At 66.1% G+C, this 12,570-nt stretch carries 13 protein-coding genes; 9 read left to right on the plus strand and 4 right to left on the minus strand.

Annotation, left to right across the window (positions count from 1 at the left end; all coding sequences use genetic code 11):
- The first annotated feature begins 20 nt into the window (after positions 1–20).
- The 5 genes from aceB to ACIP9X_RS21070 all read left to right on the plus strand — a co-directional run bounded on the left by aceB (position 21) and on the right by ACIP9X_RS21070 (position 5,089).
- A complete protein-coding gene (aceB, locus tag ACIP9X_RS21050; protein ID WP_400481694.1) occupies positions 21–1,619 on the plus strand; it encodes a malate synthase A in 1,599 nt (532 codons plus the stop codon).
- Positions 1,620–1,622: 3 nt separating this feature from the next.
- Positions 1,623–2,894, plus strand: coding sequence for a DUF6986 family protein (locus ACIP9X_RS21055; RefSeq protein ID WP_400481695.1), 1,272 nt, complete (start codon positions 1,623–1,625; stop codon positions 2,892–2,894).
- 10 nt (positions 2,895–2,904) lie between these two features.
- Positions 2,905–3,717: a bifunctional allantoicase/(S)-ureidoglycine aminohydrolase gene (locus ACIP9X_RS21060; RefSeq protein WP_400481696.1), complete on the plus strand. Its 813-nt coding sequence runs from the start codon at positions 2,905–2,907 to the stop codon at positions 3,715–3,717.
- A gap of 140 nt (positions 3,718–3,857) precedes the next feature.
- Entirely contained in the window at positions 3,858–4,214 is a 357-nt protein-coding gene (locus tag ACIP9X_RS21065; protein WP_400481697.1) for a VOC family protein, read from the plus strand.
- A 77-nt stretch (positions 4,215–4,291) separates the two neighbouring features.
- Positions 4,292–5,089, plus strand: coding sequence for an SDR family oxidoreductase (locus ACIP9X_RS21070; protein WP_400481698.1), 798 nt, complete (start codon positions 4,292–4,294; stop codon positions 5,087–5,089).
- Between the two features lie 55 nt (positions 5,090–5,144).
- Here ACIP9X_RS21070 and ACIP9X_RS21075 read toward each other — a convergent pair whose 3' ends face one another.
- Positions 5,145–6,320, minus strand: a complete 1,176-nt coding sequence (locus ACIP9X_RS21075; protein ID WP_400481699.1) for a zinc-dependent alcohol dehydrogenase — start codon at positions 6,318–6,320, stop codon at positions 5,145–5,147.
- 173 nt (positions 6,321–6,493) lie between these two features.
- Here ACIP9X_RS21075 and ACIP9X_RS21080 point away from each other — a divergent pair, with 173 nt between their 5' ends.
- Positions 6,494–6,808, plus strand: coding sequence for a hypothetical protein (locus ACIP9X_RS21080; RefSeq protein WP_400481700.1), 315 nt, complete (start codon positions 6,494–6,496; stop codon positions 6,806–6,808).
- A gap of 61 nt (positions 6,809–6,869) precedes the next feature.
- On the opposite strand, the gene ACIP9X_RS21085 is transcribed toward ACIP9X_RS21080, so the two are convergent.
- From ACIP9X_RS21085 to ACIP9X_RS21095, 3 genes are all read right to left on the minus strand, one after another.
- Positions 6,870–7,565, minus strand: coding sequence for an HAD family hydrolase (locus tag ACIP9X_RS21085; protein WP_400481701.1), 696 nt, complete (start codon positions 7,563–7,565; stop codon positions 6,870–6,872).
- An 11-nt stretch (positions 7,566–7,576) separates the two neighbouring features.
- Complete coding sequence (locus tag ACIP9X_RS21090; protein WP_400481702.1) at positions 7,577–7,873, minus strand: DUF1508 domain-containing protein; 297 nt, start codon at positions 7,871–7,873, stop codon at positions 7,577–7,579.
- Positions 7,874–7,967: 94 nt separating this feature from the next.
- Positions 7,968–9,803, minus strand: coding sequence for a glycoside hydrolase family 15 protein (locus ACIP9X_RS21095; RefSeq protein WP_400481738.1), 1,836 nt, complete (start codon positions 9,801–9,803; stop codon positions 7,968–7,970).
- Positions 9,804–9,898: 95 nt separating this feature from the next.
- On the opposite strand from ACIP9X_RS21095, the gene ACIP9X_RS21100 reads away from it, so the two are divergent.
- From ACIP9X_RS21100 to ACIP9X_RS21110, 3 genes are all read left to right on the plus strand, one after another.
- Positions 9,899–10,654, plus strand: a complete 756-nt coding sequence (locus tag ACIP9X_RS21100) for an ANTAR domain-containing protein (protein ID WP_400481703.1) — start codon at positions 9,899–9,901, stop codon at positions 10,652–10,654.
- 25 nt (positions 10,655–10,679) lie between these two features.
- Positions 10,680–11,411, plus strand: coding sequence for a DUF72 domain-containing protein (locus ACIP9X_RS21105; protein WP_400481704.1), 732 nt, complete (start codon positions 10,680–10,682; stop codon positions 11,409–11,411).
- A gap of 90 nt (positions 11,412–11,501) precedes the next feature.
- Positions 11,502–12,560 (plus strand): App1 family protein, encoded by a 1,059-nt coding sequence (locus ACIP9X_RS21110; RefSeq protein ID WP_400481705.1) that lies wholly within the window; start codon positions 11,502–11,504, stop codon positions 12,558–12,560.
- The last annotated feature ends 10 nt before the right edge of the window (positions 12,561–12,570 follow it).

Here is a 12,570-nt window from a genome sequence, read left to right on the forward strand (position 1 = left end):
AGCCCTGGAAAGGACCCACAATGGCTATCACAGTCACAGACCCCCGGCCGATCGAGCGTGCGGAGGAGATCCTCACCCCCAAGGCCCTCGCGTTCGTTGAAGAGCTCCACAAACGATTCGCCGGCACCCGCGCCGAGCTGCTCAAGGCCCGCACCGCCAAGCGCGAGCATGTCGCCAGGACCGGCAGCCTGGATTTCCTGCCGGAGACCAAGGACGTGCGCGACGGCGACTGGAAAGTTGCGCCCGCACCGGCGGCCCTGCAGGACCGCCGGGTTGAGATGACGGGTCCGGCTTCCCCTGCCAAGATGGCCATCAATGCGCTCAACTCGGGCGCCAAGGTGTGGCTGGCCGACCTGGAGGATGCCAGCACCCCCACCTGGGCCAACGTCATTGACGCCATCCTGAACCTGCGCGATGCCGCGAACGGCACCCTCAGCTACACGTCCCCCGAAGGCAAGGAGTACCGCCTGCGCACCGACGCGCCGCTCGCCGTCGTGGTGGCCCGCCCCCGCGGCTGGCACATGGAGGAACGCCACCTGCTGATCGACGGCCAACCTGCCGTCGGCGCCCTGGTGGACTTCGGGCTCCACTTCTTCCACATCGCCAAGCAGCTGGTGCTCAACGGCCACGGCCCGTACTACTACCTGCCGAAGATGGAGAGCCACCTCGAGGCACGGCTGTGGAACGACGTGTTCGTCTTCGCCCAGGACTTCCTCGGCCTCGGCCAGGGCACCATCCGCGCCACCGTGCTGATCGAAACCATCCCGGCCGCGTTCGAGATGGACGAAATTCTTTACGAGCTGCGGGACCACGCCTCCGGACTGAACGCGGGCCGCTGGGACTACCTGTTCAGCATCATCAAGTACTTCCGCGACGCCGGCGCCAGCTTCGTGCTGCCGGACCGCGCCACCGTGGCCATGACCGCGCCGTTCATGCGTGCCTACACGGAGCTGCTGGTCAAGACCTGCCACCACCGCGGCGCGTTCGCGATGGGCGGCATGGCAGCCGTCATCCCCAACCGCCGGGAACCGGAAGTCACCGCCCAGGCGTTCGAGAAGGTCCGCGCCGACAAGACGCGCGAGGCGAACGACGGCTTCGACGGCTCCTGGGTGGCCCACCCGGACCTTGTCCCGGTCTGCCAGGAAGTGTTCGATTCCGTGCTCGGCGACCGCCCCAACCAGCTGGACAAGCAGCGCCCGGAGGTTTCGGTGACCGCCGGCCAGCTGCTCGACATTGCCTCCGCGGACGGCCAGGTCACCGAGGCAGGCCTGCGCCTCAACCTCTACGTGGCCGTGGCCTACACGGCGGTGTGGATTTCAGGCAACGGTGCGGTGGCCATCCACAACCTGATGGAGGACGCGGCCACCGCGGAGATCTCGCGATCCCAGGTCTGGCAGCAAATCCGCAACGAGGTGGTCCTTGCCGATACCGGCAACAAGGTCACCCGCGAGCTGGTCACGACAATCCTGGCGGAGGAGACGGAAAAGCTGCGCGGCGAGGTGGGCGAGGATGCCTTCGCGCGCTACTACCAGCCGGCGAGCAGCCTGATCGCGGACATTTGCCTTTCCGAGGACTACACCGACTTCCTCACAACCCCCGCCTACGAACTGGTGGGCTGAGCGATGGCGGTGCCCGAACCATCACTCGGCGCGGCTGACCTTGCCCGGATCGATGCGCAGCTGGCCGCCACCGACCGCCTGCTGGAGCGCAATTACCCGGGCGACGACGGCTCCCGCCAGCCCGTGCACACGGTGTACGTTCCCGCGGACCGGTTCACGCCGTCGCTCGCCGCTGACTGGGGCGCGCAGGCGCTTTCGATGGCCGAGGCCCATGGCGGACTCGTCCGCCTCGGCCATCTGCTGGGCCAGGAGCGCGCCCTGGCCGCCGCCGTCGCCTCCCGCGTTGAGGCCAAACTCACCGCTGAGCCCATCGAGGATCTCCGGCTCGATTTCGAGGACGGCTACGGGGACCGGGGCGACGACGCCGAAGACGCCGCCGCTGTTGCTGCGGCTTCCGCTGTGGCCGCCGCTGTTGCGGCCGGCTCAGCGCCGCCCTTCATCGGGATCCGCTTCAAGTGCTTTGAAGCGCCTACCCGCGCCCGCGGCGTCCGCACCCTGGACCTCTTTGTCTCCGGGCTGGCTGCCGCCGGCGAGCTTCCCGAAGGGCTGACCCTGACCCTTCCCAAGGTCACCACTGTGGCCCAGGTGGAGGCCATGGAGTATGCGGTCTCCCGGCTGGAGGAAGTCCACTCGCTTCCCGCCGGCAGGCTCCGCTTCGAGGTGCAGGTGGAAACACCCCAGCTCATCCTCGGCCCGGACGGCACCTCGCCCGTCGCACAGCTCGCCCATGCCGTACCCGGCAGAATCAGCGCGCTCCACTACGGGACCTATGACTACTCGGCGTCCCTGCAGATCTCCGCCGAGTACCAGTCCATGGAACACCCGGTGGCGGACTTCGCCAAGGAGGTCATGCAGCTGGCGGTGGCCGGCACGGGCATCCGCCTGTCGGACGGCTCCACCAACATCATCCCGGTGGGCGACAACGTGGAAAACGCCTGGCAGCTGCACGGCCGCCTGGTGCGGCGTTCCCTCGAACGCGGCTACTACCAGGGCTGGGATCTGCACCCGGCCCAGCTGCCCAGCCGCTTCGCGGCAACCTACGCCTTCTACCGCCAGGGCCTGCCGGCCGCGGCGGCCCGGCTGCGCAACTACGTGGAGCAAACCGAAGGCGGCGTGATGGACGAGCCGGCCACGGCCCGCGCGCTCGCCGCCTTCGTGCTGCGCGGCGTCCAGTGCGGAGCGGTCGGCGCCGAAGAGGTGCTGGCGCTTGCCGGCGTCGGGCTTCCCGAGCTCACCGTGCTGGCCCATCCACGCCTCACCACAACTGCAAAGTAAGGATCCATACATGGGCAAGTACTACTACCCCGAAGGCGGCCTTCCGCCGCAGACCCACCTCACCACCGAGCGGGCAATCGTCACGGAGGCGTACACGGTCATCCCGAAAGGCGTGCTGACCGATATCGTGACGAGCAACCTTCCCGGTTTCTCCAACACCCGTTCCTGGATCATTGCGCGCCCCATCTCCGGCTTCGCCACGACTTTCTCCCAGCTGATTGTCGAAATCGGGCCGGGCGGCGGGGCACCCCGGGCAGAATTCGAGGAAGGCGTCGAGGGCGTCATCTTCGTCACCAAGGGAACGGTCAACCTGACCCTCGACGGCGAGCTCCACCGGCTCGAGGAGGGCGGCTACGCCTACCTGGCTGCCGGTTCGGAGTGGGGCCTGGAGAACGTTTCCGACGACATCGTCTCCTTCCACTGGATCCGCAAGGCATACGAACGTCTCGAAGGGTACGAGGCGAAGTCCTTCGTCACCAACGAGAAGGACGTGGAACCGACGTCGATGCCGGACACCGACGACGTCTGGAAGACCACCCGCTTCACCGACTCCAACGACCTGGCCCACGATATGCAAGTGAACATCGTGACGTTCCAGCCAGGCGGCGTGATCCCGTTTCCCGAGACTCATGTGATGGAGCACGGCCTGTACGTCCTGCAGGGCAAGGCCATGTACCTGCTCAACAACGACTGGGTGGAAGTGGAGGCCGGCGACTTCATGTGGCTGCGCGCCTTCTGCCCGCAGGCCTGCTACGCCGGCGGCCCGGGTGAATTCCGCTACCTGCTCTACAAGGACATGAACCGGCAGGTCCGCTTGACCTAAAGCACTCCCCCGAGCCGCCAAAATCGCCGGAAGCCCTCCAGAACGCTGGGGGGCTTCCGGCGATTTCGCGCGTTTCCGGCGGCTTCGGCTTTCCCTCCCCGCCTCTTGCATCGTGAAGGGACGCACGGAAACATGAAAGCATGCTGACGATCGGAACAACCGTCCTCGGCGTCAACGACGTCGCCCGGGCCACCGCGTTCTGGTGTGACGCTCTGGGCTACGTCCCGCGGGAGGAGGGCGACGAGACGTGGGTGGTGCTGGTCCCCCACAAAGGAGAGGGCGCCCACCTGGCCCTGATGCTCAGCGAGACGCCGGTTCAGCCCCGTCCGCGGATCCACCTCGACCTCTACGCCGACAATCAGGCCGGCGAGGTGGCGCGGCTCCTGGACCTGGGTGCGTCGGCGGTGGACTGGGAGCTGTACCCGGAGGACGCGGACTTCATCGTCCTGGAAGATCCGGACGGCAACCGCTTCTGCGTGGTGGATGCCTCACCCTGACCCGGACATCCCAAGCCCCGAAACCCAAAGCCCCTTAGTACGTGTAACCACAGCCCGTTCCAAGGAAAGGACACACCATGGAGTTCTCCCCGAGCACTGCGATCGTCACCGGAAGCGATTCCGGGATTGGACGGGCCACGGCGGTGGCCCTTGCGCAAGCCGGACTGGACGTCGGCATCACCTGGCATTCCGACAAGGACGGCGCTGAAAAGACCGCGGAGGAGGTTCGTGGCATGGGGCGCAATGCGGTGGTCAGGCAACTCGACACCACGGATCTCCTGGGCTGCGCCGGCGTCATCGACGGACTGGCCGAGGCACTGGGCGGCGTGGACGTGTTCGTCAACAACGCGGGCACCGGCGACGGCACCAAATTCCTCGAGCTCAACTACCAGACCTGGGCCGGCACTCTGGACACCAACCTCAACGGCGCCTTCCTGTGCATCCAGGCCGCCGCCCGCCGGATGGTGGACGCGGGCCGGGGCGGGCGCATCATTGCCGTGACGAGCGTCCACGAGACCCAGCCGCGGGTTGGAGCCGCAGCCTACGATGCCTCCAAGCACGGTCTGGGCGGGCTCATCAAGACCATCGCCCTGGAACTCGCAGAGTACGGCATCACTGCCAACTCCGTGGCGCCGGGCGAGATCGCCACTCCCATGACAGGGCAGACCGACGAGGACCCGACCACGAAGGACCGGCCCGGAGTGCCGCTGGGCCGTCCCGGTGATGCACGGGAAGTGGCCGCCGTCATCGCCTTCCTGGCTTCTCCGGCCTCAAGCTATGTGAACGGCGCATCCTGGGCGGTGGACGGCGGCATGCTGCAGATGGGTCCGCAGGCTGGCTCCCACATCACAACCAACGACTGGCGGGAGAGCTAGCCTCCCGCCAGTCGCCGTCCGGACCCCGCTGCTGGAGCCCGGAAGTCCGTGAAAACTAAGGCTGCAGGACAACCTTGATGCAGCCGTCCTCTTTCTTCTGGAACTTCTCGTACAGCGCCGGGCCTTCAGCCAGCCCCGCGCGGTGGGTGACCAAATCGGTCACACCAAGCGGATCGGCGTCGTCCTCCACCAGCGGCAGCAGCTCATCGGTCCACCGGCGGACGTTGCACTGGCCCATGCGCAGCTGGATCTGCTTGTCGAACATGGTCAGCAGCGGCATGGGGCTGGCCTGGCCGCCGTACACCCCGCTGAGGGACACGGTTCCGCCGCGGCGGACGGCGTCGAGTGAGGCGTGGAGTGCCGCAAGGCGGTCCACGCCTGCTGTTTCCATGGCTTTCTGGGCCAGCTTGTCCGGCAGCAGGCCCAGTGCCTGGTGCGCGAAACCTGCCACCGGTGAACCGTGGGCCTCCATGCCGACGGCGTCAACCACGGCATCGGGTCCCCGGCCGGAGCTCATTTCCCGCATCTCATCGGCAACGTCCCTGGAATAGTCCAGCACTTCAATTCCGTGGCGTGCCGCCATCTCGCGGCGTTCCGGAACGGGGTCCACCCCAATCACCCGCAGCCCCAGGTGCTTTCCGATCCTTGCCGAGAACTGGCCCACAGGGCCCAGCCCGAAAACGGCGAGGGTCCCGCCGCCGGGCGCATCAGCGTACTTCACGGCCTGCCATGCGGTGGGCAGGATGTCAGAGAGGAACAGGTATCGTTCGTCCGGCAGCTCCTGGCCCACCTTAATGGGCCCGTAATCGGCGTGCGGCACACGCAGGTACTCCGCCTGTCCGCCCGCAACGGAGCCGTACAGTTCGGAGTAGCCGAACAGCGCGGCTCCTGACCCCTTTTCCTTCACCTGGGTGGTCTCGCACTGGGACTGCAGGCCACGCTCGCACATGAAGCACTTGCCGCAGGCGATGTTGAACGGGACCACCACCCTGTCGCCTTTCTTCAGGTTGGTGACCGCGCTTCCCACCTCCTCCACGATGCCCATCGGCTCGTGGCCGACGATGTCGCCCTTGTTCATGTACGGTCCCAGCACCTCGTACAGGTGAAGGTCCGAACCGCAGATCGCGGTGGAGGTGATCCGGATAATTGCGTCCGTAGGCTCCTGGATTACGGGATCCGGAACCTCCTGCACGCTCATCGAGCGCTTGCCTTGCCAGGTCAGTGCCTTCATGGGGTGCCTTCCTTCAGCTGCGATGCGGGTTGCTTCGACCGTAGCGTTGATCCCGCCCGAGGTAAAGCTCAGTATGCTTATCAATTGGCGCGGGCAGCCAGTACCGCTCTTGTTTCGGCCGGGGAAGGCTTTTAGCGTAGGAACTGCCCCTGGCCCCCAAGAAAGGCTTCATCATGACGCTGTACCAGCCCGAGCCCGTGGAGATCTCCACCCGGATGCGCCCCGGAGAATGGACGGAGTCAAGCCTTGAGGAGCTGGTCACCACGTACCGCGCAAAGATCATGGCGATGGGGGCAGCGGTCTCGGAGGTGGTCACCGAGGTTCTAAGGAACGACGACGGGTCGGTTGCGATTACGGTGTCCTGGAATAAGGGCGACTACGCAGATGAACCGGAAGGGGGCGGGTTCACAGGCGAGGCCCCAAGCGAACAGCTGACCCGGAACGGGAAGGCAACCGGCAGGCCCGCCACCGGCTCTAGCGCCGGCTAAGCCAAGCGCCGCCTAAGCCCCGCCGCGCAAGCTCTACCCCGTCCGATTTGTCGCCTGCCGCCTAGCCCGCGAGGAGCTTCCCGATCGCACTGTCCCGCAGCCGATCCAGGAGTTCCCGCGGGCCCGAATACACCTCGACGGCACCCGCCTCCCGCAGCTCGGCTTCGCTCGTGCCGCCGCAGGTCACGCCGATGGTGGGGATGCCGAGCCTGGCGGCTGCGTAGACATCCCAGACCGCATCCCCGACATAGACGGCATCAGAGGCCTCGACGCCGATTGCAGCCAGTGCCGCAATGAGGATGTCCGGCTCCGGCTTGCTCCGTTCCGCGTCGTTGGCGCTGGTGGCGGCGTGGATGAATGAATCAGCAGCCAGGCTGGCGCGGAGGGCCTGAAGGTCGGCATCCCTGGCCGAGGATGCCAGCGCCACCGCGAGGCCGCCTTCGGAGCACTGCGCCAGCAGGTCCCGCGCACCGTCCAGCGGCCTCAGGGCAGGCCAAAAAGTTCCAAAAATCCCGGCATGGGCGGCGAGGATCTCGGTATCGAGGCTCTTGTCGCGGCCCTCCGGCAACAGGCTGTCCACGAGCCGGGCGCCGCCCATTCCCACGTGGCGGTGTATGCGCGCCATGGGAACGTCGAAGCCCGCCTGCCGGAACGCCTGCCACCAGGCAAGCGTGTGGAGATAGGCGGAGTCGATCAGGGTCCCGTCAACATCGAACAGGACACCCTTCCGGAGGTCGCCCGCGTGATGACGCGGCATCCCCGCCGGCCTCAGTGTTCTGCCTTGGACCGGCCAGGGGAAAGGACCGGCGACGGCCGCGCGGATCCGGTGCCGGCCGCCTTCCGGGCGGGCTTGGTGTGCCGCTCCGCGGGCCGCTTGACTGCGTCACTGCAGTTGTCGCGGATAAGGCCGGTCCCGGCGATTTCGCGGGCACGGGCCACCCCGGCCACCGCCGCACGCTTCGTTGGGAAGGTGACGGACACTGCCATCAGCGTGCCCGTGCTGTCCAGCAGCCGGATGCGGTAGCCGCCGTCCGGGGCATCCACGAGCTCGAAATATCCAGACATTCCACCGTTCCTCCTTCTTCACCATTCGGCGAGGTATTAGTAAGTATACTTACGGACCGCGCATGGTTAAGGGTTTTAAAGCGAAAACTGGTAGCTACAACGCAGTTCCCGCTGCGGAGGGCAGGGGCCTGTTACTTTGCCGGGTCTCGTGCTGGTGCAGTTCCAAGGCGCTCGTGACGAGCGCGAAGTGGCTGAAGGCCTGGGGGGTGTTTCCCAGATGCCGGGCCGTCTGCACGCCCCATTCCTCACTCAGCAGGCCGACGTCGTTGCGCAGCACCAGGAGCCGTTCGAAGAGCTTTGTTGCCTGACCGTGCCGGCCCGCACCGAGGAGCGCTTCGACCAGCCAGAAGGAGCAGGCAAGGAAGACTCCTTCCCCGCCGGGCAAACCGTCGTCGCTGATTTCCGGACGGTAGCGCAGCACAAAGCCGTCCTCAGTCAGCTCTCGCTGAATGGCGTCGATGGTCCCGACCACGCGCGGATCATCCGGCGGCAGGAACCCCACCCGCGGAATCAGGAGCAGGCTGGCATCCAGTTCGGGGCGGCCGTAGGACTGCGTAAAGGTGTTGCGGTCCGCGTCGAAGCCATGGGCCATGACGTCAGCGCGAATGGTCTCCCGCAGGGCCTCCCAGCGGCGGGCCGGCCCCGGCAGCCCGGACTCACGGACGCCCTTGACCATCCTGTCGGCGGCAACCCAGGCCATCACCTTCGAGTGGGTGAAATGGCGCTTTGGCCCGCGCATTTCCCACAGCCCGTTGTCCGGCTGGTCCCAGACTCCTTCCAGATACTCCATCAGCGCCACCTGTACATCCCAGGACTCGTCAGGATCCGTGAGCAGGGAATTGCGGGTGAGCGACAGGCAGTCCAGCACTTCGCCCCACACATCCAGCTGCAGCTGCCCCGCGGCTCCGTTGCCGATCCTGACCGGGGCGGATTTTTCGTAACCCGCAAGCCAGGGAAGCTCCATCTCGGGCAGGCGGCGTTCGCCGTGGATGCCGTACATGATCTGCAGGTCCGCGGGGTCGCCAGCCACGGCCCGCAGCAGCCAGTCCCGCCATGCGGCCGCTTCCGCCGTATAGCCGACTGCCAGCAGGGACTGCAGGGTGAGGGTGGCGTCGCGCAGCCAGCAGTAGCGGTAATCCCAGTTCCTGGGCCCGCCCAGCTGCTCCGGCAGGGACGTGGTCACGGCTGCAACAATGCCGCCGGTGGGGGCATAGGTGAGCGCCTTGAGCGTTATCAGGGACCGTTCCACGGCTTCCTTGTACGGCCCCGCCACGTTGCACTGGCCCGCCCATTCCAGCCAGAACGCCTCGGTGGACTGGAGTACAGCTTCGGCGTCCACCGCACGCGGGCGGTGGACATGGCTGGGCGCCCAGGTCAGCACGAAAGGTACGCGTTCACCGGCCTTAACGGTGAAGTCACTGACGGTATGCATGTGCTCACCGCGAAGCGGCGCCGTGGTGACAAGGTAGGCGGAATCCGGCCCGGCGATTGCATGAAGGCCGCGGCTGTCCCGGCGGACCCAGGGCATGATGTGACCGTAGTCGAAGCGGAGGGCAAGCTCGCCGCGCATCCTTACCTCGCCGGCAAGGCCCACAACTATCCGGACGATGTCCGCCACTTCATCACGCGGGGGCATGAAGTCGATGACCCGGACTGCACCGTCCGGCGTTTCCCATTCAGTCTCCAGGATCAGCGTGTGGCGGCGGTAGTGCCGCCGGGTGCATGTCCCTGCACCCGCGGGGGCAAGCCGCCAGCGCCCGGACTCCGGGGTGTCCAGCAGCGCGTTGAAACAGGCCGGCGAATCAAAGCGCGGCAGACACAGCCAATCGATGGAACCTTCGGTGCTGATCAGGGCCGCGGTGTGCAGGTCGCCGACCACCGCATAGTCCTCAATGCGTGCCATGCCCTTACAGTGCCATAGCTGCCGCATCTGCACGAGAGGAACCGGGGTGTAGCCTGAGTTGTAGGCAAACAACTGCCCCGGAACCTGACCTCGCGCCTGGCTTCCCGGCCCCGCCGGAGGGCATGACAGAACTGGAGCCCGCTTTGGAAAGTCGCCTAAACGAGGCGGATGTGCTCGGCTATGTCCAGGACCTCCTGCTGGACACCAGGGACGTGGAAAATTTCCTTAATGAGCTGGCACGCTACTCGGCGGAACAGCTGTCCGGACCGCACGGCCACGTCTACTGCGGCATCACGCTCCTCAGGAACCGTACCGCGGGAACCGTAGCCAGCAGCAGCGAGCGCGCCCAGGCTCTGGACGAGATCCAGTACGGGTTCGGTGACGGGCCGTGCCTGCGGTCCTGCCGCGAAGGGGTGGTTGTCCATGTTCCGGACTTTGAGCTGGACACCGAATTCCCCGACTACAACGAGGCCGTTCTCCGGAACGGCGTCCGCTCAGTCCTGGCAGTGCCCTTCGATCTGCCCGGGGACAGCGCCCGCGCCGGTCTCAACCTTTACTCTGACAAGCCGAACGCCTTCGACGCCGCCGGGGTGGAGAACGCCATCAGCTACGTCCGGCAGGCGTCCAAGGGCCTGCGCCTCGCCATCCTTTTGGCCCAGCACACGGACACGGCCTCGAACCTGAAGGCCGCGATGGAGTCGCGTACCATCATCGATACCGCCGTGGGGATCATTATCGCCCAGAACCGCTGCAGCCAGGACGAGGCAATCGCGCTGATCAAGTCCGCCTCCAGCAACCGCAACATGAAGCTCCGCGATGTGGCGGCCGCGATCGTCGAGTCAGCAGGCGGCGGAAACCTGTCCACACACTTCGAGTGACCGTTCCCGGAGACCAGGGCTGACTGTGTCGGTGCACATTGGAACGTCGGGGTGGAGTTACGACCACTGGGAAAACGTGCTGTATCCGCCGGGCCTTCCCGCCCGCGACAGGCTTCAGCACTACGTGGCGAAGTTCAGCACTGTGGAACTGAACGCCAGCTTCTACCGCTGGCCGCGCGATACCTCCTTTGCGAGCTGGCGCCGGCGGCTTCCGGCCGGCTTCGCTTTATCGGTCAAGGCCCCGCGCGGTCTGACCCACGGCAGGAAGCTCTATGGCCCCGAAGTCTGGATCGAGCGCATTTCCCGGTGTTGGCACGAACTGGGTGAGAAGCGTGCTGTGCTGCTGGTGCAGCTGCCGCCTGATTTCGCACGGGACGACGCCCGGCTGGACTACTTTCTTTCCGCAGTTCCGCCCTGGATCAGGGTGAGCGTGGAGTTCCGCCATTCGAGCTGGGACCATCCCGACGTCTACGGCCTGCTCGAAAGACACGGCGCCGCGTACTGCGTCATGAGCGGGGCCAGGCTGCCGTGCATCCTGAGGGCCACCGCGCCCTTCGTCTACATCAGGCTCCACGGCCCGGACCACGAGCACCTGTACGGCGGCTCGTACTCCGAGGAGGACCTGCGGTGGTGGGCGGACAGAATCCGGGAGTGGCGCGGCGAGGGCAAGGACGTGTACGCCTACTTCAATAACGACGGCGGTGGCAACGCTGTGCGGAACGCGGATACTTTGAGGTGGCTGCTGGGTGACGGCTGACTTCCCCGCGGCTGCGAAGTCCTGCCTCCGGGAAGGTAACAGATGCCGGTAACGGCCCACCCAGCCCGCGGGCTATGGCAGAGTGATGGCATGGACACGGCGTCACAGGAAATTTCTTTGTCGGGCACTCGCATCTTCCGCCTGGCCCACTGGCTCTCGAACGCCATCAACAACGGGCGGCTGAAGCTCGCGCGGCGGTGGAAGTTCGAACCCAAGACCATCGCATACCAGGGCTACGGCTCCACGGAGTGGGTCAGGGTGCTCGGCAGGGTGGTGCTGGCAAGCAAGCCTGTGCCGGGAAGCCGGGCCGAACATGCAGCGAAGAACGGCAACCAGAACATACGTGGCTGGCGCGCCTTCACCAGCGTCCCCATTCCCGGATCCGAGGTGGAGATTGAAATCGGCGGCACCGTCACGAAGGTCAGGGCGGACCGGGGTGGACTGGTCGATATCGACGTCGAGGTGTCCCTCTCCCCCGGCTGGCACACCGCTGTGCTGCGTTCTCAAGGCACCGAGCCCGCGGAGGCGAGCATTTTCGTTATCGGGCCGGAGACCAAGTTCGGGATCGTCTCCGACATCGATGACACGGTCATGGTCACCGCCCTGCCGCGGCCCTTCCTCGCCCTTTGGAACACCTTCGTCCTGAGTGAACGGGCCAGGATGGCAACTCCGGGGATGGCGGTACTGCTGGACCGGCTGATCGTGGAGCACCCCGACGCCCCGGTGATCTATCTGTCCACGGGTCCCTGGAACGCGGCGCCGACCCTTGCCCGCTTCCTGAACCGGAACTTGTACCCCTCGGGCGCGCTGGTACTCACCGACTGGGGACTGACCCAGGACCGCTGGTTCCGCAGCGGCCAGGACCACAAACGTAAAAATCTGGAACGGCTTGCCGCAGAATTCCCCAACATGCGCTGGCTGCTGATCGGTGATAACGGCCAGCATGATGAGCAGATCTACTCCTCCTTTACCCGTAAGCACGGGGACAAGGTAGCCGCCATCGCCATCCGACAGCTGTCTGTCAGCGAATCAGTCTTCGCCGGCGGGCATTCAGAAACCGGCGACCACAGCGCCTCAGCCGTCCCGTGGATCTACTCGCCGGACGGCGCAGGCATGGCCCGGCGGCTCAAGGAACTCAAGCTGTTCTGAGGCAAACCCG

Source organism: Arthrobacter sp. NPDC093125, assembly GCF_044754225.1.
GTDB lineage: Bacteria > Actinomycetota > Actinomycetes > Actinomycetales > Micrococcaceae > Arthrobacter.